The organism is Halpernia frigidisoli, from assembly GCF_900113805.1.
Lineage (GTDB): Bacteria > Bacteroidota > Bacteroidia > Flavobacteriales > Weeksellaceae > Halpernia > Halpernia frigidisoli.
This window is the reverse complement of sequence record NZ_FOQT01000002.1, coordinates 476,869-499,332: the sequence shown is the minus strand read 5'-3', so window position 1 is coordinate 499,332 and position 22,464 is coordinate 476,869. Positions and strand designations below refer to the sequence as shown.

Genomic DNA, 22,464 nt, shown 5'->3' with positions numbered 1-22,464 from the left:
GAAATGGAAATCCTTTTTTGCGCGAGCGAAAGCGAGCGCAAAAAAGATTGTAATGGAAAGCGGGTACAATCTTCAAAGAAGCGAAAATCTTGTTGCTTCTAAAAAGAAATCTTATTATTTATTTATATGATTTTCAAATAGTTGCTTTAATCAACGGATTTTTTCACCTCAATAATCACAGATTTACTCGTCGGCGTATTACTTCCATCACCCACTGAATTTATGGGTACCAAAACATTAGTTTCGGGGAAATATGTGGCGCAACATTCCTCGGGAATAGAGTAGGGAATTACCAAAAATTTTCTGGCAACACGTTCCACATTGCCGTAATAATTGAATAGATCGACAACGTCCAGTTTTTTAAGTCCGCGTTTTGCCATGTCTTTTTCATTCATAAAAATAACGCGTCTTTCATCTTTGATTCCGCGGTAACGGTCATTCATGCCATAAATAGTGGTGTTAAACTGGTCGTGACTTCGGATGGTGATCATGATCAACTCATTTTCTTTCACTTCTAAAGTATCGGCAACAGAAACGCTAAAATTGGCTTTTGAATTTTCAGTGTTAAATTTACCTTCGCGGGCTGCATTCGGCAAATAAAATCCTGCTTTCAGTCGCACTCTTTCGTTATAATTATCAAAACCCGGAATCACTTTTTCAATATCGTCGCGAATTAAATCGTAATTTTCATTATAAGATTTCCAGTTTACTTTTGTTTTGTCACCTAAAACTTCGAGTGCCATTTGACAAACTATAGCGGTTTCACTCAGCAATTGTTTACTAACCGGTTCAAGATTTCCCTTGCTGTTTTGTATAACGCCCGTTGAATTTTCTGTGGAAATAAATTGCGGTTTACCATTTTCAAGAACAATATCACTTCTGCCGTAAGTTGGTAAAATGAGTGCTTCTTTACCGGTTACTAAATGGCTTCTGTTAAGTTTTGTTGAAACATGCACTGTCAATTCACAATTCTGAAGCGCTTTCGCAGTGTATTTGGTGTCTGACGTGGCGCTTAAAAAATTACCGCCCAAGCCAAAAAATATTTTTCCATCGCCTTTGTGCATCGCAGTAATGGAATCTACCGCGTCAAAACCGTCTTTTTTGGGTGGCACAAAACCGTAAACTTTTTCGATATTTTCTAGGAGCCAATCTTCGGTTTTTTCATTGATACCCATCGTCGTATTACCCTGAACGTTGCTGTGACCGCGAACAGGAAAAGTTCCGGCGCCGGGTTTTCCGATGCTGCCTTTCATTAAAAGTAGATTAACCGCTTCTTTGATCGTGTTTATTGAATTTTTATGCTGCGTTAAACCCATCGCCCAGCAGATCACAATTTTATTTTTAAATTTTAATTTCTCTGCTATTTCTTTTATCTTATCCAAAGGAATACCGCATTTTTTAGATAAAATGTCAAGATCCTGCTCTATAATATGTTTTTTAAAGGCTTCGAATCCTGCTGTTTCTTCCGTAATAAATTTTTGATCTAAAACTTGTCCTGGATTTTCATCTTCAAATTGGAACCAAAATTTTGCGATAGCTTGCATCAAAGCCATATCGCCATTAACTCTGATTTGAAGGTAGTAATTAGAGATCGTAACTTCCCGACCTAAAATTCCCGCAATAGATTGTGGATCGGTGAAATTTTGCAAACCAGCCTCTTTTAATGGATTTACAGCAATAATTAAAGCATCATTTTCTCGTGCTTTTTTCAATGCAGAAAGCATTCTTGGATGGTTTGTTCCAGGATTTTGTCCTATAATAATTATCGCTTCGGCTTCGTAAAGATCTTGTAAAGTTGTAGAACCTTTTCCAATCCCGACGGTATCTTCAAGCGCGATCGCACTACTTCTATGGCATAAATTATTACAATCTGCCATATTATTTGTCCCAAATTCTCTTATAAAAAGTTGATAAAGAAACGCTGCTTCATTACTTGTACGACCACTATTGTAAAAAATTGCTTCGTCTGGCGAATTTAAACCGTTTAATTTTTCGGCGATTATTTTGAAGGCATTTTCCCAGGAAATTGGTTCGTAATGCGTCCCGTTTTCCGGAAGATACATCGGTCGACCAATTCTTCCGCTTTTGCCGATGTGATAATCATCTAATTTCGACAATTGTTCAACAGAGTGCAGAGCAAAAAAATCTTCCCAAATTACTTTTGTGGTCGCTTCTTCTGAAATTGCTTTTGCACCATTTTCGCAATATTCTGCAACTGCGCTTCGATCATCATCCGGATCTGGCCAAGCACAACTTGGACAGTCAAAACCGTCGTAAGCATTCAATTGATTTAATGCTTTAAATCCGCGAACTGGATTCATCGCCTTTAAAATATGTTCCGCAGAGACCAAAACGGCTTCTTTTCCTGCAGCGTAAGTTTCTGGTTCTGATAATTTTAGATCGGTAAAAGTTGCAGGATTTTCTGCGTTTGGATTGTGATGGCTTTTATTTTCGGACATTGCGGTGAGTTTTTAGGTAAATTACAAATTAATTAGCAAACTGTTTTCGTGTTTTTAAACATGTCGCTTTGGTCTTCAGTCGTAGAATCAAGGCATTCCAGATCTTTCTCTATCAGAAGTAAAAGTCCTTTTTCTGTTCCATTTTCCTGATTTCCCTGAACTGTGATCTCGTTGGTTTCAGTTAATGTTTTAGCATTCTTCTTAGATAAGAAAACGTTTATTTTATTTTGATCAAATCTCGCTGAAATTTCAGAGATATTGTCGTCAATTTCCAAAGTATATTCAAAAATATTGGTATCGTTGAAAACTGTTTTTTCTTCAATTTTGCCAAAATTTTTCAGGTTTTTTACGTCGGTTTTTGTCAAGCGCAATCTGATGCTGTTTCCTTTTATTCTAATTTTCATTTTCTAAGTTTAAATCTAATTTGTCTGCACCACAATAAATATTGGCATTTCCATTTTTTAAAAATCCGACCAAAGTTATTCCGAAATTTTCTGCAGTTTCTACGGCAAGCGAACTTGGTGCGCCAATCGCGCAAATGATCGGAACTCCTGCCATTGCACATTTTTGTATCAATTCAAAACTTGCTCTTCCGCTTAAAAGGACAATTCTGTTTTTTAAGGAAAAATCTTCGTTTTCATATTTTAAAAGTTCTGAACCAATTAATTTATCTAAAGCATTATGTCGGCCAACGTCTTCACGATAATTTATCAAATTTCCTTCCAGGTCAAAAAGAGCCGAAGCATGAATTCCACCAGTTGATTCAAAAGTTTTTTGGACGTTCAACAATTTTTCTGTCAATGAAAAAAGGGTTTCCATTTTTACTGAAGTTTCCGGTTTTAAAATTGGGATTTTGCAAACCTGTTTTATGGCTTCAATGCTTTCTTTACCGCAAACGCCACAACTGCTCGTAGTGTAAAAATTTCTTTTTAATTTTTGAAGATCTGGATTAAATTCTGAAGAAAATTCGACAATCAATTTATTTTCTTCAACCTGCGCCGAAATTTTGCCGGAAAGATTGGATTTTTGATTTATAATTCCTTCTGTAAATAAAAAACCAATCGCTAAATCTCTGTCATTTCCCGGCGTTCTCATCGTAACAGAAAGTGGATGAATTCCTGTTTTTGAGGCAATTTTCAATGAGATTTCAAGAGGTTCTTCAATGGCTAAATTGTCGTTTTTTGAAAAATTTTCTTTTCCAAAACCGACGACTTTATTTATTTTAAATTCTTTGATCATTTTTATTTTTTAAATCTAAAAACGCCTCTTCTGTGTTGATGTTTTTAAGAAAATTTTCACCGTCAATTTTTATTCTTCTAGTTTTAATTTCCTCTAAAAAATAACGTAAAGAATCATTTCCTTTAACAAAAAATTCCTGTAATTTTATAATACTTTCCTTTTCTATAATTGAAATTAGTGGCTGTAAAAATCCGTCATTTTCAAAACAAATGGTCTGAAAATCTTCAGATCTTTCATTAAATAATTGTTTTAAATTTTCACTTTTTAATAAAGGAAAATCTGTTGCCACAATGAAAAATCCTGAATTTGAATATTTTTCGATTACGCTCAAAACACCGGAAATCGGTCCGTGGTTTTTATACTTTTCAGCGTCAATTATAAACTTTCCTTCTTCATTTTTTGCCCAGTTTTTCCATTGGTTTTCATTGATTGAAATTACGACTTCTTTGCAAAAAGGAATCAACATTTTCGATACAATTTTCCACTGAGCGTCATCGTGATATTCCAATAATGCTTTGTCGGTTTTCATGCGTTTGCTTTCGCCGCCGCAGAGAACAATTCCGATCAGATCTTTTTTTATTGTGAACATTGGAAAGATTACATTAAGGTTTCTAAATTTAAATAAAAATCTTTAGAATCAATTTAAATTCTCTCTTAATTTTACAGAAATCTATGTGTTATTTTTTGTTTTTGAACGCGCCAGAGGCAAGTTCCTACAAAGATTTTAAAATTTCGAACAAAAAAAATACCTGGACTTTGTAGCCCCGATTGGAACGGCATCCTTTTTCGTTATTGCGAGTGTGTAAAAGTTCAACAGATTGCTTCACTTCGCTCGCAATGACGAAAAAGATATAGTGGAAAGCGGGAATAATCTTCAGAGAAACTAAAATCTTCTTGCTTCTAATTAAAATATTAAATCCTAACGATGTTCGCGCCTAAGGCTTTCAATCGTCCGTCTATGTTTTCATAACCACGGTCGATCTGTTCAATATTATGAATGGTAGATTTTCCTTCTGCAGAAAGTGCTGCGATCAAAAGGGCATTTCCTGCACGAATATCGGGCGAAACCATAGAAGTTCCGCGCAAAGGCGATTCGTGATTTAAGCCGACAACTGTTGCTCTGTGCGGATCACACAAAATGATCTGCGCGCCCATATCAATGAGTTTATCGACGAAAAATAAACGGGATTCAAACATTTTTTGATGAACGAGCAAAGTTCCTTTTGCCTGAGTTGCAACGACTAAAATAATCGACAGCAAATCTGGCGTAAAACCCGGCCACGGCGCATCTGAGATGGTTAAAATAGAGCCGTCAATAAATTTCTGAATTTTATAATGTTCCTGTGCGGGAACGAAAATATCTTCTCCACTTCTTTCTAAAGTTATTCCTAATTTCCTGAATGTGTTTGGAATGACGCCAAGTTCGTCGTAATTAACATTTTTAATGGTGATTGCAGATTTTGTCATCGCCGCAAGTCCGATCCACGAACCGATTTCGACCATATCCGGAAGCATCGTGTGCTCTGTACCGCCCAAATGATTGACGCCTTCAATGGTCAATAAGTTTGAACCAATTCCGGAAATTTTTGCGCCCATTCTGTTGAGCATTTTGCAAAGTTGCTGCAAATAAGGTTCGCAGGCAGCGTTGTAAATTTTAGTTTCACCTTTGGCTAAAACTGCGGCCATCACAATGTTTGCTGTTCCTGTAACGGATGCTTCTTCTAATAAAATAAATTTACCACGAAGTTCTTTGGCTTTTAAAGTATAGAAATAGTCGTTTTCATCGTAATGAAATTCTGCGCCCAGTTCTACAAATCCCTGGAAATGCGTGTCTAATCTACGTCTTCCGATTTTATCACCACCTGGAGTTGGCATATAAGCTTCACCAAATCTGGCTAACATCGGACCTAAAATCATGATCGAACCACGCAGTTTTGCGCCGTCTTTTTTAAATTCAGGTGATTTTATGTAATCGAAATTAATTTCGTTGGCTTTAAATGAATAATCTCCAGAACCGTTTTTTGTTACTTTTACCCCAAAATCACCTAAAATTTCTATCAGACGGTTTACGTCCTGAATATCGGGAATGTTTTTTATCCTAACTTCTTCATCTGTCAATAAAACTGCACAAAGAATTTGTAAGGCTTCATTTTTTGCGCCTTGTGGCGTTATTTCACCATGTAATTGTTTCCCACCTCTTATTTCAAACGCTCCTGTCATTAGTTTCTGTTATTTTTTGGATTGAAACTACGTCTTTTATTCTGGTTGTTATTGGTGTAATTTCTGTTTTTATTATTGCTGTTATTCTTGTTTGTGGCGTAGTAAATTTTGCTTTTATCTAAACTTTCAATGTTGGTCAAGTCCAAACGGTTTTCAGAAAGTTCTTTTAAATGTCTAAAAATAACATCATCATGAACGTGCTCTTTATTGTAAACATTGTATGATTTCTTCATATTATTTGCAATCACTTCTATTAAAGCCTCTTTTTCTTCGCCGGGTTCTAATTCTATTGCTTTTTCGATTAAGGTTAATATACTTTTACCATAAAATTTAAAATCACCCTGTAGCTTCGGGTAATCCATTCTTTTTGGTGGCGTGTGAAGTTCTTCCTGGCTCGTAATCGGATAAGGTGAATCTACATCTAAGTCAAAACTTGCCAATATAAAAAGATGATCCCACAATTTGTGTTTGTAATTTTCTTCATCGCGAAGTTGCGGGTTTCTTTGCCCCATAAAATCAACGATCGCATTTGCCATTTCATTTCTTTCCTCTTTCGTCGCAAGTGTTTTGCATCTTTCTACTAAAATCTGTATAATTCTGCCATATTCTGGCATATTTAGGTGTGTTCTGTCTGTATTATATTCCATAAATGCAAATATACTAATTTGGATGCTAAATTTTAATTCTGAAAATGAGTTTTTAACCTTCGTCATTCGCCATTACTAAAACACTTATTTTATTATTTTTATTTTTTAAAATTTCCCAAGCCATCGTGCTCATCGTGTTTCCCGTGGTAAAAACATCGTCTATTAACAAAACATGTTTCCCGGAAATCGATTTATTTAATGAAAATAAATTTTTAGTAACCACACGTTTTGAGAAAACTTTCAGTGCTTGTGCTTTAGTGTGAAAATTTCTGCGCATTATATCTTTGTCGTAAGAAATGGCGTAATGTTTAGAAATATTGTCAGCGTAAAGTTGAAGTTGGTTGTATCCGCGTTTTTTCTGTTTCCTTTTGTGAAGCGGAACTGTGATTATTAAATCTGGTTTTTCTTTAAAATGCAAACGTTCAATGGTCCATTCTGCAAATAAATTTCCGATATTTTCCCGGCCTTTATATTTTAAATTATGCATTAATTCTCTGGAAAGACCTTCTTTTTGAAATTCCATCAAAGCAAAAGCATTTTCTACGGGAAATAAACTTTTACATTTCTCTTTGACGATATTTTCACTTTCAAAAGAATCTGTTGTAAATTTTATCTGGCTAATGCAGATTTCACACACAAAAACATTTGCCGCAATAATCGTATTGCAATTCAAACACCGATCTGGGAAAAAGAAATCTGTAAACAAATTATAAACTTTTAAATAAATTTAAAACAAAAAATCTAATTTGCCTTATAATATTGAGGGCATGTTTTTCGCCACCGCAATTGCCCCTTCAAAAAAACCGCGCTATCCGTTGCAATCTTTTCTACTTCCGCTTTGCTACAGCAAAAAAGGATTTTCACTACTATCGCTCACGCAAAACGCACTCAGTTTAAAATTTCACTTATCTTTGCAAAATGATCAGGATTACTAAAATTTTCACTTTTGAAACAGCGCACGTCCTTTACAATTACGACGGAAAATGCAAAAATATGCACGGACATTCCTACAAACTTTTTGTGACTGTTAAAGGAAATCCCATCAATAATTTAGACGATACTAAAAATGGAATGGTGATGGACTTTGGTGATTTAAAAGCGATCGTAAACTCTCAGATCGTTAATGAATGGGATCATGCGGTGATGTTAAATGGTAATTCGCCACACAAAATTTTAGGCGAAACTTTAGAAAAAGACGGTCATAAAGTTATTTATTGCGATTTTCAACCGACTTGCGAAAATATGCTTTACGAAATCGCCTCAAAAATTAAAAATAATTTACCTTCAGAAATTCAATTGGCTTATTTAAAGTTAAATGAAACTGAAAATTCTTACGGCGAATGGTTTGCAGAAGACCAAATTTAATTTGAAAATTTGTTGATGAGGTAATTTGAAAATTAAATACTGTAAAATTTTCTTATTTTCACTTTAAAAAGCAAAAACATAAACTTTAAAATTCTTAAAACTTTTGTTCCTTTTATGGTTAAAATTCACCAATGATAAAAATCGATTTACAGAAAAATAAAAAAATCTACTTCGCTTCCGATCAGCATTTTGGTGCGCCAAATCCTGCTGAAAGTAAGATTCGAGAAACTAAATTCATTTTATGGCTCGACGAGATTAAAAAAGACGCACAGGTTTTATTTTTAATGGGCGATCTTTTTGATTTTTGGCATGAATGGAAACACGTTATTCCAAAAGGTTTTGTGCGTGTTTTGGGAAAATTGGCCGAGATAAAAGATGCGGGAATTGACATTTATTTCTTCGTCGGAAACCATGATCTTTGGATGAAAGATTACCTCGAACAAGAAATCGGTGCCGCTATTTTCTTTGAAAAACAATATTTTGAAATCAACGGCAAAAACTTTCTTTTAGCGCATGGCGACGGACTTGGTCCCGGCGATAAAGGTTATAAAAGGATGAAAAAAATCTTTACAAATCCTTTTGCACAATGGTTTTTCAAATGGTTGCATCCAGATATTGCTATGAAAATGGCCATTTATCTTTCCACTAAAAATAAATTAATCTCTGGCGATGAAGACAAGTCGTTTTTAGGCGAAGACAAAGAATTTTTAATTATTTATTCCAAAGAAAAACTAAAAACTGAAAAAATTGATTTCTTTATTTACGGACACCGCCATTTGCCGATGGTTTTAGATTTAGAAAATGGAAGAGCAAAATACATCAATCTTGGCGACTGGATTTCTTATTTCACTTATGGTGAATTTGATGGTGAAGGTTTTGAATTGAAAAGTTTAAAAAAATAATGGAAGAAGTTCCAATCATTTTCTATCCAAGTAAAATAAAAGTGTATTCCACTTTTATAATTAGTTTAACATTTTTAATTTCTTGTTTTTTTATTTTTGAGAATAGAGGATCTATTGGTTTGTGTTGCGTAATTTTCTTTGGATTGGGTACAATAATTTCTTTAATACAAATTGTTTTCCCAAATTCTTCTTATTGGCAAGTCACGGAAAAAGGAATTAAAATTAAAGGTTTAATTAAATCCTCTTTTTTACCTTGGGAAAATATTCAAGATTTTAAAATAGGAAAAAAATTTGTAAAATTCACAAATGAAAAAAGAGTCTTGATTAATCTTTATATGTTATATAATAAACAAAATTTAAATAAAACATCATCAATTTCTATGACTGGATTTGAAGGGGAGTCGTTAGATGATTATTTTTTAAAATACGATGAAGTAAAAAGAATTTTAAATAAAAAAGGATTTAACCAAAATTGAAAGATATTTTTAACATAGAAACCGAATCAGAATTCCAGCAAAAATGCCTGGAAATTTTCCGTTATCAATATGAAAACGTAGAAGTTTACCAAAAATTCGTAGATTTTTTAAACATTGATATTTCAACAGTTGATGAGGTTGAAAAAATTCCATTTCTGCCAATTGAAATGTTTAAAAATCACCATATTTTAGATAAAAATAAAACTGCGGATCTTTATTTTCAAAGTTCTGGCACGACTTTGCAAACGCGCTCTAAAAATTATATTGCTGATGAAAATTTATATCAAGAAAGTATTGTTAAAAGTTTCGAGCAATTTATTGGAAAAACTGAAGATTACATTTTTCTAGGACTTTTACCAAACTATTCAGAAAACGAACATTCGTCCTTAATATATATGGTTGATTTTCTGATGAAAAAATCAGGAAAACCAGAAAACGGCTATTTTCTTTACAACCACCAGGAATTGTTTGATTTGCTTAAAAAATTGTCTAATGAAAACAAGAAAGTGATTTTATTCGGCGTTTCGTTTGCGTTATTAGATTTTCTTGATTTTATAGAAAGTTCCGAACAGAAAATTGAAGTTTCAAAGCAATTAACAATCATTGAAACTGGCGGAATGAAAGGAAGAAAACAAGAAATCACCAAAGATGAATTATTGAAAATCCTGCAAAATGGTTTTAAAACAGAAAAAATTTATTCCGAATATTCTATGACAGAATTGCTTTCTCAGGCCTATTCTTTGGGAAATAACACTTATAATTGCCCAAATTGGATGCGGATTTTGATAAGAAATGTAGAAGATCCATTTTCTTATGAAATTGCAGGAAAAACCGGTGCTTTAAACATTATTGATCTGGCAAATCTTCATACTTGTAGTTTTATTGCGACACAGGATTTGGGAAAATTAATTGAAAATAAAGCGGAAAATAATCTTCAATTTCAGGTTTTGGGAAGAATTGACCATTCAGATATTCGTGGTTGTAGTTTATTAGTTAGTTAAAAAAATGATCAAAGTAGAAGAATTAACACACGCTTACATTTCTCAAAAATGTGATTTTGAACATCATTTAATTTTATCAAATCACTTTCACACGGATTGGGAAGCCGATATTTTAATAATTGACAAAGAAGGTTTTAGTCATGAAATTGAAATAAAATTATCAAAAGCAGATTTTAAAAATGATTTTAAGAAATCTTACACCAATGAAAAAACGGGTGAGAAATTTCTAAAGCACGATAAAATCAGTTGTGGCGATTATGTTTGTAATAATTTTAGTTTTTTACTGCCAATGGGAATGGTCGATATTGAAAATATTCCTTTGCACTGCGGCATTATAGAGTTTTATCACAATCCAGATTCCTGGGAAACTGAGTTTTTTGAAATTCGAAAACCAAAAGAAATTCACAAAGATTCTTATTGGAAAATGATTGATAAAGAAGCATTTAGCAGAATATTAGCGCGAAATCTTTTATTCAAAAAATTTCAATTAAAGGGAAAAAAAGAAGAACTTATTTTTAAAAATCACTTTTTAGATAAGTCATAAATCATTTTCAAAATCACTTTTTTAAAACCTGCGAAATCTCACTAAAAAATACTTTGAATTTTAGGCAATTTTTTTTTAAATCTAAATTTAATTTATATATTGCGGGCAATTAATAGGACGAGTATGACCAAAGTAAAAGTGCAATATGAATATACAATGCACTGCCTTTCAGAGATTTTGTATGAATATATGGCGAGTGCGGAAGGGCTTTCTGAATGGTTCGCAGATGAAGTAGACGAAAGAGGAGACGATTTTTATTTCACCTGGGAAGGTGGTGGCGAAGAAAGGGCCACTCTAATACGTTATAAACCAGAGAGTTTCGTACGTTTTCGTTGGGAAGAAGATGAAGGAACAAAATATTACTTTGAATTGGTTATTACTATAGACGAAATCACAGATGATTTATCTTTAAATATTACAGATTTTTGTGAAGAAGACGATCGGGAAGAAAATAAATTATATTGGGAAAATCTAATTGAAAATCTTCGCCTGAAATTAGGCGCTTCATAAGTTTAAAAGTGGTAATTTTTTATCACTTTCTTTTTTTATATCAATTTTAAATTATTTTTAATGAGTATTTCTGACTTGCAAAACAGAGCCTTTTTATTTGGTGATGCGGTTTGGGTGTCTTTTTATGTGAGAAATGGCGCGCTTTTTTTAGAGGAAGAATGCTATTTTTTCTTAATGTCTTCCATGCGAAAAATGCGGATGAATATTCCGGCAGATTATACTTTAGAATATTTTCAAAATATTTTTCAATATGATTTTATTGATAATGATTCTCAGGAAGGAATTATTAGAATGATGGTTTATCGGAATTCTGACAATGAAAATTTAGCAAAATCTGGTGTTTCTCATTATTTTGAATTTATAGCCAAACAGGATATTTTAAATATTGAAAAAAATATTGAGATAGATTTAATTAAAGAAATAAACGTTAATAATAATTTATTTAGCAATATTTATACAAATTCACCGGAAAATATTTATGGCGAAATTTATGCGAAAGAAAATGATTTAGACGATGTTATTTTTCTTAATCCGCAAAAGAGAATCGCAAGAAGTATTTTTGGAAATTTATTATTTCTTTCTGAAAATTCTGTTAAAATTCCGAAGCAAACTGAAGGCGCTTATATTTCGCCTTTGATGGAAGCATTTGTCACCTATTTGCATAAAAGCAATACTTTAAAAATTGAAGAGGTAGAAATGATGGCTTTCGAATCTCAAAAATCTGAAGAAATTTTAATAATTTCGGAAGCAAAAGGAATTTTTTCTGTTGACAAAATCCGAAATAGAAATTTTGAAAATAAAAGGTTTTCAGAATTGCTCAACAACTGGAAATTAAGCTTGGTTTAAATTGACAAACCCGGGAAACAACCAGTTTAATAGTTTTTTACCGAGTTTTATGAGTTAAATATTTTCGAAATAAATTCTGAATATTTGTTTTAGTATCTTTAAAACGGAAGACCAATCTTAAAAATTATTTAAGAGAATAATAAAGTTTTGTTAAATTAATTCATGCTCACATCTTCCGGCGCGTTTGCCCAAAGCAAATATTCACCACCAAGATTTTGCATGATATTTTTCCAAAGATTTTGATCATTTGGCGAAGTGTAATCCAAGTTATAAACTTCTACAATCGTCCACATTTTTGCTTTAAGTTCTGTCTCCAACTGTAAAGCAGCCCAACCGGAATATCCGCTAAATATTTTCACATTTTCCTGTAATAACTTTCCCGAAGAAAGCGCTTCAATAACCGAATCCTGATCTTCAGTTAAATGGTAATTTTCATTGATCTCAACTGAAATTTCAGAAACCTTCAATCCATTTACAATAAAAAATGTTTTAAAATTTTCCACAGGTCCGCCATCATAAACATCGACAGGAAAGCCAAATAAATGAAGTAACTTTTGCGAAGCCTGATCGTTTTTTTTATTTAAAATCAATCCAAAAGCGCCGTTATCATTATGTTCTACAACTAAAACAACAGATCGTGAAAATATGTCACCGGAAATATCGGGTGTGGAAATTAAAATTTTACCTTTGCAAGAATAATTCATATTCAAAATTAATAAATTTTCTATGGAAAACCTGCATGACAAAAGAAAAAGTTACGAAAAAGCAGAACTTTTAGAATCAGAAATTAAAAGTTCACCTTTAGAACAATTTAAAATCTGGTTTAAAGATGCAGAAAATTCGCCCGAAATTTCAGAGCCCAATGCTATGTCAATTTCAACAGTTGATGAAGACGGTTGCCCACGAACGCGCGTGGTTTTGCTGAAAGAATACGATGAAAGTGGCTTTGTTTTTTACACCAATTACAATAGCCAAAAAGGAAAAGCAATTGCTGAAACCGGTAAGATTTGCCTTCATTTTTTTTGGCCAAGTTTAGAGCGTCAGATTTCCATTAAAGCAAATATTGCAAAAGTATCTGAAGAAAATTCAGAAAATTATTTTCATTCCCGTCCACGTGGAAGTCAGTTAGGCGCAGTAGTTTCTCCACAAAGTTCAGAAATCCCGAACCGTGATTTTTTAGAAAATAGATTAGAAGATTTAGAGAAAGAATTTGAAGGAAAAGATATAGATCGTCCAGTAAATTGGGGCGGTTTTATCGCAAAACCTTACGAGATAGAATTTTGGCAAGGTCGCCCAAATCGTTTGCACGATAGGATTGTGTACAAGAAAATGTCAGAAGAAAACTGGGATATTTCCCGTTTAGCACCATAAAAAAATGCCGCAGGAAATGCGGCATTTATATTTTAAAAAAAAATTATTTCTTTTTAGCAGGTGCTTTTTTAGGAGCAGCTTTTGCGCCCATAACAGCTGTAGATAAATCAGATCCAGCTTTAAATTTTGCTACATTTTTTGCAGCGATAGAAATTGGTTTTTTCGTTGCAGGATTAATTCCTTGTCTTGCAGCACGGTGCGCTACGGAAAAAGTACCAAAACCCACTAATGAAACCTTACCATCTGCCGATTTCAAGGCGTCTGTAACGTTTGATACAAAAGATTCTAATGCTTTCTTCGCTGCTACTTTAGTGATGTCTGCATCAGCTGCCATCGCATCGATTAATTCAGATTTGTTCATAATGATAAGTTGTTAGAGTTAATTATTAATTGATATTAAGCAAATATAAAACAATTTTAATAATAAGCAAATTTTTTTAAGATTTATAATAAAAAGTTTATATATAGTTAATAAATAGATAGAAAATCATAATTTGATCATTTTTATTAACAAAGACTTTGCCACGTTTTTATTGTTAATAAAGTGCCGTCGTCTCTAAACAAAATCTGTTTTTAAAAGCGAATTTTGCTATTATCAAATTCGCAATTTTTACTATTTATAAATTCGATATTTTTCGACAAATTTTTTTTAATACATTTATTTTCTTCTTAATGTTTCGTTGTTTTTTAAATCACAAATTTGATTAAATTTGCGCCATGTTAATAGAATTATTCAAATCTAAGATTCACCGTGTAAAAGTAACGGAGTCGGATCTCAATTATATTGGAAGCATCACAATCGATGAAGATCTTTTAGACGCTGCCGGAATTTTAGTTGGTGAGCGTGTTTATATTGTCAATGTCAATAACGGCGAGCGCTTCGACACGTACACGATCAAGGGAAAAAGAAAATCTGGAGAAGTTTGCTTGAACGGTCCGGCTGCCAGAAAAGTGCAAAAAGGCGATGTCATTATCATCATCGCTTACGCTCAAATGACACCGGAAGAAGCCAAGACATTTCAGCCGAAAATAGTTTTCCCAAATGAAAATACCAATCTTTTAACCTAAAATATGGTAGAAGATCAGAAGAAAAATCCGGTTAAAACTCTTATTACAATTGTTTTATCGATCGGCATCGCTGCTCTTTTTTTGTGGCTTGCACTTCGGGGTTTGGAAAAAGATAAAATTTTAAATTCTCTGAAAAATGCCAATTATTTTTGGGTTTTTGCCGCCATGCTTTTTGGTTTGGGCGCTTACTGGTTCCGTGCAATCCGCTGGAATTTATTGCTCGAACCAATGAATTATAAAATTTCAAATTCCAACGCACTTTGGTCGCTTTCTTTTGGTTATTTAATGAATTTAACGATTCCCAGAAGTGGTGAAGTAGCGCGTGCAACCGCACTTTACGGCGTAGAAAAAGTACCAGTAGAAAATTCTTTCGGCACCATTATTTTAGAAAGGATCGTCGATCTATTGTGCATGTTTTTGTTTTTAGCACTTGCTTTAATATTTAAATTTAAAGCAATTTCTTCTTTTTACACATTTGCAACGGCTCAAAAATCCTCAACTTCAACTTCAACATCCTCAACTTTATATTTTATTTTAGGCGCAATAATTATTTCAGTTATCTTGCTTTATTTTATTTTTAAATCCAAAATTGAGGCGCATTCTTTCTACAAAAAAATTACGAATTTCGGCAAAGGGATTTTAACAGGATTAAAATCTATTTTACATTTAAAACAGAAAGTCAAATTTATCATTCTTTCGTTAGCCATTTGGATCTGCTATTTTTTCGCCTCTTATCTGGTTTGTTTTGCACTTCCGGAAACGGCAAATTTCACTATCGCAGACGGTTTTTTCATTATCGTTGTCGGCACTTTGGGAATGATGGTTCCCGCATCCGGCGGCATTGGTGCGTTTAATTATGCGATGAAACTGGGATTTATGGCGCTATTTCTGTCAATGGGCAAAAATCCAGAAGCAGGCGGCGAAATCGGACTAACTTATTCATTTATTTCGCTTCCGTTGCAGATTCTGATCATGTTGGTGATGGGCTTAATTTCCATTCCAATGCTTGCAAAAGCCCGTAAAAAGTAAGAAAGTGCTTTTGGCGCGTTCAAAATTAGAAGCAAGACGATTTTCGCTTTTTCCGAAAAGTCTTCCCGCTTTCCGTTGCAATCTGTCATTGCGAGGCACGAAGCAATCCTTTGAAGATTTCAGCACGCAATGTCAGGATTTCCACTGCAATCGGGGCTATTTTCGACGTTTCGTTTTTTATTTCAAATGATTCTTAATGCAAAAAAAACTATTCAGACTTTAAAGTCTGAATGGTTTTAAATATTTAATGAGATCTTTCGAAAAAAAGAAATTCCCGAATTTCTAGCCGCGATGGAAATGGAAATCCTTTTTTGTCCGCCGCGGCGGATAAAAAAGATTGGAATGAACAGCGGGAAGACTTTTCGGAAAAAGCGAAAATCTTCTTGCTCCAAATTATCCAAATGCTCTCTTCAGCAAACTTTCTACTTTCGGCTCACTTCCACGGAAATTTTTAAACAATTCCATCGGATCTTTTGTGCCGCCGGAAGACAATAATACTTTATATTTTGCCGCTATTTCTTTATTGAAAATTCCGTTTTTCTTGAAAAATTGGAATGCGTCTGCATCCAAAACTTCCGCCCATTTATAGGAATAATAGCCTGCAGAATAACCGCCCTGAAAAATATGTGAAAAACTCGGACTCATCGCGGTTTCTTTATTCATCGGATAAAGTTGGGTTTCTTTTGTTTGCAGATCTTCAAATTCTTTGACATTTTCAATTGGTTCCAAAGTTTTGTGATAAGACATATCGAGCAATCCTAAGCCAATTTGCCGCATCGTTTGGTAACCTTCCATAAAGTTTTTGGAATCCGATAATTTCTGAATTTTTTCGTCTGGTAAAACTTCGCCGGTTTTATAATGTTTTGCAAAAGTTTTCAAAAATTCCGGTTCATAGCAGAAATTTTCTAAAAACTGGGAAGGCAATTCTACAAAATCCCATTTCACAGAAGTTCCGGAAAGTGTCGGATATTCTGTATTAGCCAAAATCCCGTGAATCGCGTGTCCAAACTCGTGGAATAAAGTGGTGACTTCCGTAAAAGTCAATAAACTGGGGGTTTCAGAAGTGGGTTTAGAAAAATTACAAACCACAGAAATGTGCGGACGACTATTTTCTCTGTCTTTTATGGATTGACTTCTAAAACTTGTCATCCAGGCGCCGGCTCTTTTTCCTTTGCGTGGGAAATAATCGGCGTATAAAACGGCTTTGAATTCACCATCTTCCAAAACTTCATAAGTTTTTATTTCCGGATGGTATTTTTGAACATCGGTAACTTCTTTAAAAGTTAAACTAAATAACTTTTCAGCCAAATCAAAAACTGCAGATTGCACTTCTTCCAAACAGAAATATGGTTTTAATTCTTCGTCATTTAAATCATATTTTTCTTTACGAAGTTTTTCTGCATAATAAGAATGATCGTAAGATTGCAGATCTTCAATGCCATCTTTTTTTGCCAAAGTTTTTAATTCATCAATTTCTTTTTGTGCGTAAGGTTTTGCTTTGGTTAAAAGTTCTTCTAAAAAGTCTAAAACTTTTTCTGGCGATTTTGCCATTCTTTCTTCCAAGACATAATCTGCGTAGGATTTATAACCTAAAATCTTTGCTTTCTCCTGCTTCAATTTTAGAATATCTTTGATCAAATTTTGATTGTCAAACTCATCATTCGCAAAAGATTTTTTTCCATTTGCCAACGCCAGTTCTTTTCGCAATTCTCTATTTTTAGCATAAGTCATCGCGGGAATATAACTTGGATATTGCAAAGTAATCACATAACCAGCCAAATCTCGTTCTTTCGCATCGTGCGAATATTGTTCTAAAATTGCATCGGGAATTCCTTCTAATTCATTTTTAACTAAAATATGTTTAAAATATTGATTGGTTGAAGCCAAAACATTTTCGCCAAATTTTAAAGTTTTAGATGATAATTCAACGTTTATTTTTTCTAATTCCTGCTTTTTTTCGTCGTCTAAATTAGCGCCACTTCTTACAAAACCTTTGTAAGTTTCTTCTAAAAGCATCTTTTGCTCATCATTTAAATCCCTATTTTTTTGACTGTATACCGATTTTATCTTAGTAAACAATTTTTCGTTTTGAGAAATTTTAGATGAAAATTCTGTCAGTAAGGGCGAAACTTCCTGCGCGATTTTTTGGATTTCGTCGTTGGTTTCCGCTGAATTCAAATTAAAAAATAAATTAGAAACACGATCTAATTGTTCGCCTGAAAAAGCAAGTTCTTCAATGACATTTTTAAATGTTGGTGCTTCTGTATTTGAAACTATTTCGTCAATTTCTGCTAAACTTTCGTCAATTAATTGTTTAAAAGCCGGCACAAAATCCTGCTCGGTAATTTCGTTGAAAGGTGCAGTTTCATGCGGCGTATGGAATTTTTCTAAAAGTGGATTTGTCATTTGTAAAGGTATTTTTTAACTAAATAAAAAAGTCAAAATTAATGCCTTTACGCTGATTTGTGACAAATCGTTCCATATTTTAAGATGTGTTTTTAAAAAAATGGTTTTGTAATACAAATTTAAATTATTAAGTATGTAATAAAGTTCAATGATTTATTTAAATTAATTAAAGTTTATTTAAATTTGATAAACATTAAAAAAAATTATCATGAAAACTATTTTAAAGATCTTTTTAGCACTTATTGTTATTATTGTAATCGCCATGTTTGCAATTGGTGAAAAATACCATTTTGAAAAATCTATTGTCATCAATGCGCCTGCGGAAAAAGTGTACGGACAGGTGAATTCTTCAAAGAAAATAAACCTATGGAATCCCTGGATGAAAATGGATCCAAATTTAAAATTACAATATTCAGGAAATCCTGGAGAGGTAGGTGATAAATATTGTTGGAAAGGAAATGATCAGGTTGGCGAAGGTTGTCAGGAAATTACGGCTCTTGCTCCGAACCAAAAACAAAGCACGAAAATGACTTTTTTAAAGCCGTTTGAAAGTATTGCAACTTCTGACATTTTATTGTCGCCGAATGGAAATCAAACAAAAGTAACCTGGACGATGGATTGTGAATTGGAATATCCGAAAAATTTAATGAAGATATTTTTGAACGGACAAATGGATAAATCCTATGGCGAAGGTTTAGCAAAACTGAAAGAAATTTCTGAAAAATAGTTTTTGGGTGAAATCTAAAAATAAAAAATATATATTTGCCCAAATTAAAAACTATGAAAAAATATTTATTATTTGCAATCTTAATGCTTACTGCGGTTAAAACTGCTGCGCAAAAACAAATTTTTGAAGCAACAAATCTTCAGGAAAAAATAAAGGAAGAAAAAACAGTTGCCATTTTACCTTTTGATGTAACGATTACATACAAAAAAATCCCAAAAAACTTTGATAAAGAGGAAAATGACGCGCAGGAGATAAAAATGTCAAAAAATATTCAAAGTAGTATGTACACATTTCTGTTAAGAAAAAAAGATAAGTATTCTGTGACTTTTCAGGATGTAGATAAAACAAATATTTTGCTTAAAAAAGCAGGATTAATGGACAAAATTGATGAATCCACGAAAGATGAAATCGCAAAGGCTTTAGGCGTTGATGCGGTTATTGGTGGTAAATATGAGATTGAGCAAACGAAATCAGAAGCTGGAGCAATTGCTTCCGCCGTGCTTTTAGGCGGTTTTGGTGGAAAGACTGGAACCGGAACTTTAACTTTAACAATTAATGATGGACAAAGCGGAGATTTGCTTTGGAGATTTTTCAAAACTTTGGATGATAATATTATGACATCAACTGATGATGTAGTTGAACATATGATGAGAAAAGTTTCAAGAAATTTTCCTTACGACAATAAATAAAATGACTAAATATCAACCCAAATCCTTTCAATTTGAAAGGATTTTTTTTGTTTTAAAAATCAAAAGTTTAGTTTTGCAACTTCAATGGCAAAAATAAATTATCAAAAAAAAACCCGGAAAAAGATCCACAAAAAACGAAAAAGAAGTTTTTGGTTTAGACGCGAAATTTTATTGGTGGTTTTTGCCTTTATTTTGTTGGGAACCGGTTTTTACTTAAAGGAGAAGATCGGGTTTTACTTTGCGATGTATTTTAATAGAAATGATCACAAAAAACTGACAAACGACGAATTTGAAACTCAAAGGATTACCAAAATAATTGGTGAAAATACAGATAAAGTTTTCGGTTTTGATGTGTCCCATTACCAAAGAAAAGAAGATATTAAATGGGACAGTTTAAGTTTGGCAAACCAAAGTATTCCGTTGAAGTTTGTTCTGCTGCGTGCTACCATGGGAAATCGAAATGCTGACAAACATTTTCAGGAATTTTGGGAACTGTCTAAAAAAAATAACTTGATCAGAGGCGCTTATCATTTTTACCGCGCAGACGAAGATCCGGTAAAACAGGCGAATAATTTTCTGGAAAATGTAAAACTGGAAAGTGGTGATTTACCACCTGTTTTGGATATTGAAAAAATTCCGCGACGTAAAACCAACGAAAAATTAAAGGAAGATTTAAAAGTCTGGTTAAAAATTGTGGAAGAAGCTTATGGTAAAAAACCAATTATTTACACGTACTATTATTTTTACAAAGATTTTTTAGCTGAAGATTTCGGAGATTATCCGCTTTGGTTGGCGAATTACAATGATGTTCCGGCACCAAACCCGGAGAATAAATGGGATTTTTGGCAGTTTTCTGAAAAAGGAATTGTGTACGGAATCAATACAAAAGTAGATATCAATGTCTACAATGGCGGATTGTGGAGTCTGAGAAATATGACGATTGACTGACTTATTTTAAAAATGAGATAATATCTTTTATCAATTCTTCAGAATGCTCAATCGGGATTGAATGCGTTGCATCTTTGTAAATTTTCATCTTGGCTTTTGGGATTTCTTTCGCGATCAATTTCGTGTGAGGCCGAAGAATTACATCGTGATCGCCTGCAATAATCAACGCTTTACTTTTTATATTCATCAATTGTTGTTGCGTGATTTTTGGTTCATCAATCATTAATTGTAACAATCGGATGTCTTTTTGTGGTTGATTTTCTGCCTTCATTTTCGAAACATCTCTTTTCATGTTTTCAACTTCTTCATTTCCAACGCCTAAAGGATAAACATTGGCACCGCTTGTGATAAATTTTCGTAATGTTTTAGAGTATTTTATGGCAAATTCGATCGCTGTATTTCCACCGTCGCTCCAGCCGAAAATATTTATTTTTTTTAAGTTTAAAAAATCGGCGAGTGCTTTCACGTCATCAGCAAATTTTATGTAAGATAAAGGTTCTGTAGATAAATCCGTGCTTCGTCCTTGCGCCCGCGTGTCCATCGCGATCACCATAAAATGTTTGGATAATTCCGGGATTTCCTTTGCAAACGCGCTCATACTTCCGCCGTTTCCGTGCAGTAAAAATAATGGTTTTCCTTTGCCATAAACTTCGTAATAAATATCTGCATCTTTCAAGTGTAGAAACTTACCTTTTAAATTTTGATCTATCGTACCCAATACTTTTTCAGACGCAGGATTTGCGCAGGAACATAAAAGTATCAGAAGAAATAAAAGTGATAGTTTTTTCATTTTTTCAAAGCATAAAAGTAATAATTTTCTTGATTTTTTATGTTTAAATAATTTTTTTATTTAAAAGGTTGTCTCGCGATCCAGGGTTTTGATGGATTTAAATTTGAGATCGATTTTGCCAAAATTAAATTTAAAAATGAATTTTGGTGTTTTACGATGCCGAAAATTTGCTGCGGTTTTGCGCCGATTGTAGATTTTATTTCAAGCGCTGTTCTTCCGAAAATGATATTTTTCTTTTGGTTTAAAATTCCAAAATTCACCATATCTAAAAGCATATTTAGATAAAGTTGTTTTGACTTCTGATAAATTTTATCATAACCTAAAAAATAAGTATCGACATCTTCGTGGTTAATGAAAAGTGTGTAAAAAGAAAGAATTTCACCGTTTTCGAAATAAGCAAAAACTTTAAAATTGTCTTTTAAATGCTTTTTTACAGTAAAAAAATGATTTTCCGGAATTATAAAAGTATTAAAATCTGCGTCGTTCGCGACATTCAAATAGAGTAGATATAAGATTTTTTGATTTTCTTTTATTTCCGCTAAAGTCAATTCTTTCTTTTCAATTTTGCCTAATTTCTTTATTGCTGACTTTGCTCTTGTTCTATATTTCGTTGTGAAATTTTCCAAATAATCATCGAATGTTTTCCAGTTTTGTTTTAATTCCAAGATCATATTCGGTTGCACAGAAAATGAGTTAAAATCTTTCATTAAATTACTTTTTATAGTTTCAGAAAGTTCCTTTTCATAATCTTTTAATAAAATTAAACTGGATTTTTTAATTTTTTGCTGAATAAGATTTGTTGATTCTTCCAGTAATTTTATAGCTTCAATTTTTGAAATTAGATTTAAATCAAAGTAAAATCCATTTTGTCCCGTGACCAAATTATTGCCGACAATTAAAACAGAATTTGCAAAAAATTTCACTGTCAGATTATTTAAATTTAAAAAAGAAGATTTCCTGAAAATCTCATGTTTTTTAAAATCTAAATATTGCAAAAGTGCGCCGCCAATTAAAATTTCATCTTTATAAAACGCCGCAAAATAATTCTGCATATTTTTTGGCTGACTTTCCTGCAAGGCTTTTAGAAATTTGGTAGAAAGAAGAATGCTATTTTTCGCAACAATTGAGTTCCACTTTGAAGGTAATTCATTGGCATTTAAAATTAATTCCGTGCGAAAGTTCATTTTCAAATATAATTATTTTAAAGGCGAAAATCTCAGTTTTTTA

The 22,464-nt window shown here is 32.9% G+C and carries 25 protein-coding genes; 13 read left to right on the top strand and 12 right to left on the bottom strand.

The genetic code is table 11. The features are described from left to right. Window positions 1-146: 146 nt before the first annotated feature. The 7 genes from BM238_RS07420 to BM238_RS07390 form a co-directional block, all read right to left on the bottom strand. A complete protein-coding gene (locus BM238_RS07420; protein WP_090079558.1) occupies window positions 147-2,459 on the bottom strand; it encodes an FdhF/YdeP family oxidoreductase in 2,313 nt (770 codons plus the stop codon). 32 nt (window positions 2,460-2,491) lie between these two features. After that, complete coding sequence (locus tag BM238_RS07415; RefSeq protein ID WP_090079557.1) at window positions 2,492-2,863, bottom strand: DUF7009 family protein; 372 nt, start codon at window positions 2,861-2,863, stop codon at window positions 2,492-2,494. Then, on the bottom strand, window positions 2,853-3,698 hold the full coding sequence (gene fdhD / locus BM238_RS07410) for a formate dehydrogenase accessory sulfurtransferase FdhD (protein ID WP_090079556.1): 846 nt from the start codon (window positions 3,696-3,698) through the stop codon (window positions 2,853-2,855). Before fdhD ends, BM238_RS07415 begins: the two co-directional genes overlap by 11 nt. Further along, entirely contained in the window at window positions 3,682-4,287 is a 606-nt protein-coding gene (locus tag BM238_RS07405; protein ID WP_090079555.1) for a molybdenum cofactor guanylyltransferase, read from the bottom strand. The genes fdhD and BM238_RS07405 overlap by 17 nt, the downstream gene beginning before the upstream one ends. A 323-nt stretch (window positions 4,288-4,610) precedes the next feature. Continuing rightward, window positions 4,611-5,918 (bottom strand): UDP-N-acetylglucosamine 1-carboxyvinyltransferase, encoded by a 1,308-nt coding sequence (gene murA / locus BM238_RS07400; protein ID WP_090079554.1) that lies wholly within the window; start codon window positions 5,916-5,918, stop codon window positions 4,611-4,613. Continuing rightward, window positions 5,918-6,565: a DUF4290 domain-containing protein gene (locus BM238_RS07395; protein WP_090079553.1), complete on the bottom strand. Its 648-nt coding sequence runs from the start codon at window positions 6,563-6,565 to the stop codon at window positions 5,918-5,920. The genes murA and BM238_RS07395 overlap by 1 nt, the downstream gene beginning before the upstream one ends. Before the next feature lie 52 nt (window positions 6,566-6,617). Beyond that, window positions 6,618-7,202: a ComF family protein gene (locus tag BM238_RS07390; protein ID WP_233741934.1), complete on the bottom strand. Its 585-nt coding sequence runs from the start codon at window positions 7,200-7,202 to the stop codon at window positions 6,618-6,620. Window positions 7,203-7,483: 281 nt separating this feature from the next. Here BM238_RS07390 and BM238_RS07385 point away from each other — a divergent pair, with 281 nt between their 5' ends. From BM238_RS07385 to BM238_RS07355, 7 genes are all read left to right on the top strand, one after another. After that, the gene (locus BM238_RS07385; RefSeq protein ID WP_090079551.1) at window positions 7,484-7,930 is read left to right on the top strand and encodes a 6-pyruvoyl trahydropterin synthase family protein; all 447 of its coding nucleotides are present in this window, start codon (window positions 7,484-7,486) and stop codon (window positions 7,928-7,930) included. A gap of 131 nt (window positions 7,931-8,061) precedes the next feature. After that, window positions 8,062-8,832, top strand: a complete 771-nt coding sequence (locus BM238_RS07380) for a UDP-2,3-diacylglucosamine diphosphatase (protein WP_090079550.1) — start codon at window positions 8,062-8,064, stop codon at window positions 8,830-8,832. Next, window positions 8,832-9,308, top strand: coding sequence for a hypothetical protein (locus tag BM238_RS07375; protein WP_090079549.1), 477 nt, complete (start codon window positions 8,832-8,834; stop codon window positions 9,306-9,308). Before BM238_RS07380 ends, BM238_RS07375 begins: the two co-directional genes overlap by 1 nt. Next, entirely contained in the window at window positions 9,305-10,309 is a 1,005-nt protein-coding gene (locus BM238_RS07370) for a LuxE/PaaK family acyltransferase (protein WP_090079548.1), read from the top strand. Before BM238_RS07375 ends, BM238_RS07370 begins: the two co-directional genes overlap by 4 nt. 4 nt (window positions 10,310-10,313) lie before the next feature. Continuing rightward, window positions 10,314-10,853 (top strand): hypothetical protein, encoded by a 540-nt coding sequence (locus tag BM238_RS07365; protein WP_090079547.1) that lies wholly within the window; start codon window positions 10,314-10,316, stop codon window positions 10,851-10,853. A gap of 123 nt (window positions 10,854-10,976) precedes the next feature. Next, the gene (locus BM238_RS07360; RefSeq protein ID WP_090079546.1) at window positions 10,977-11,363 is read left to right on the top strand and encodes an START-like domain-containing protein; all 387 of its coding nucleotides are present in this window, start codon (window positions 10,977-10,979) and stop codon (window positions 11,361-11,363) included. Window positions 11,364-11,423: 60 nt separating this feature from the next. Next, window positions 11,424-12,209, top strand: a complete 786-nt coding sequence (locus BM238_RS07355; protein ID WP_090079545.1) for an aminotransferase class IV — start codon at window positions 11,424-11,426, stop codon at window positions 12,207-12,209. Window positions 12,210-12,364: 155 nt separating this feature from the next. Here BM238_RS07355 and BM238_RS07350 read toward each other — a convergent pair whose 3' ends face one another. Continuing rightward, on the bottom strand, window positions 12,365-12,913 hold the full coding sequence (locus BM238_RS07350; protein WP_090079544.1) for a YqgE/AlgH family protein: 549 nt from the start codon (window positions 12,911-12,913) through the stop codon (window positions 12,365-12,367). 22 nt (window positions 12,914-12,935) lie between these two features. Here BM238_RS07350 and pdxH point away from each other — a divergent pair, with 22 nt between their 5' ends. Beyond that, window positions 12,936-13,580: a pyridoxamine 5'-phosphate oxidase gene (gene pdxH, locus BM238_RS07345; protein ID WP_090079543.1), complete on the top strand. Its 645-nt coding sequence runs from the start codon at window positions 12,936-12,938 to the stop codon at window positions 13,578-13,580. Window positions 13,581-13,623: 43 nt separating this feature from the next. On the opposite strand, the gene BM238_RS07340 is transcribed toward pdxH, so the two are convergent. Next, window positions 13,624-13,941, bottom strand: a complete 318-nt coding sequence (locus BM238_RS07340; RefSeq protein ID WP_090079542.1) for an HU family DNA-binding protein — start codon at window positions 13,939-13,941, stop codon at window positions 13,624-13,626. Window positions 13,942-14,297: 356 nt separating this feature from the next. Here BM238_RS07340 and panD point away from each other — a divergent pair, with 356 nt between their 5' ends. Together panD and BM238_RS07330 are read left to right on the top strand one after the other, a co-directional pair. After that, a complete protein-coding gene (gene panD, locus BM238_RS07335; RefSeq protein ID WP_090079541.1) occupies window positions 14,298-14,648 on the top strand; it encodes an aspartate 1-decarboxylase in 351 nt (116 codons plus the stop codon). A gap of 3 nt (window positions 14,649-14,651) precedes the next feature. After that, the gene (locus BM238_RS07330; RefSeq protein ID WP_090079540.1) at window positions 14,652-15,677 is read left to right on the top strand and encodes a lysylphosphatidylglycerol synthase transmembrane domain-containing protein; all 1,026 of its coding nucleotides are present in this window, start codon (window positions 14,652-14,654) and stop codon (window positions 15,675-15,677) included. 393 nt (window positions 15,678-16,070) lie between these two features. On the opposite strand, the gene BM238_RS07325 is transcribed toward BM238_RS07330, so the two are convergent. Beyond that, window positions 16,071-18,083: a M3 family metallopeptidase gene (locus BM238_RS07325; RefSeq protein WP_090079539.1), complete on the bottom strand. Its 2,013-nt coding sequence runs from the start codon at window positions 18,081-18,083 to the stop codon at window positions 16,071-16,073. A gap of 208 nt (window positions 18,084-18,291) precedes the next feature. Here BM238_RS07325 and BM238_RS07320 point away from each other — a divergent pair, with 208 nt between their 5' ends. From BM238_RS07320 to BM238_RS07310, 3 genes are all read left to right on the top strand, one after another. Beyond that, the gene (locus BM238_RS07320; protein WP_233741933.1) at window positions 18,292-18,810 is read left to right on the top strand and encodes an SRPBCC family protein; all 519 of its coding nucleotides are present in this window, start codon (window positions 18,292-18,294) and stop codon (window positions 18,808-18,810) included. A 53-nt stretch (window positions 18,811-18,863) separates the two neighbouring features. Beyond that, window positions 18,864-19,499 carry a hypothetical protein gene (locus BM238_RS07315; protein ID WP_090079538.1) on the top strand — a complete coding sequence of 212 codons (636 nt, stop codon included), beginning with the start codon at window positions 18,864-18,866 and terminating at the stop codon, window positions 19,497-19,499. An 84-nt stretch (window positions 19,500-19,583) separates the two neighbouring features. Next, on the top strand, window positions 19,584-20,447 hold the full coding sequence (locus BM238_RS07310; RefSeq protein WP_090079537.1) for a glycoside hydrolase family 25 protein: 864 nt from the start codon (window positions 19,584-19,586) through the stop codon (window positions 20,445-20,447). A gap of 1 nt (window position 20,448) precedes the next feature. Here the strand turns inward: BM238_RS07310 and BM238_RS07305 are convergent, their stop codons facing one another. Together BM238_RS07305 and BM238_RS07300 are read right to left on the bottom strand one after the other, a co-directional pair. Continuing rightward, window positions 20,449-21,237 carry an alpha/beta fold hydrolase gene (locus BM238_RS07305; protein ID WP_090079536.1) on the bottom strand — a complete coding sequence of 263 codons (789 nt, stop codon included), beginning with the start codon at window positions 21,235-21,237 and terminating at the stop codon, window positions 20,449-20,451. 56 nt (window positions 21,238-21,293) lie between these two features. Continuing rightward, entirely contained in the window at window positions 21,294-22,421 is a 1,128-nt protein-coding gene (locus tag BM238_RS07300; protein ID WP_090079535.1) for a hypothetical protein, read from the bottom strand. Window positions 22,422-22,464: the final 43 nt, after the last annotated feature.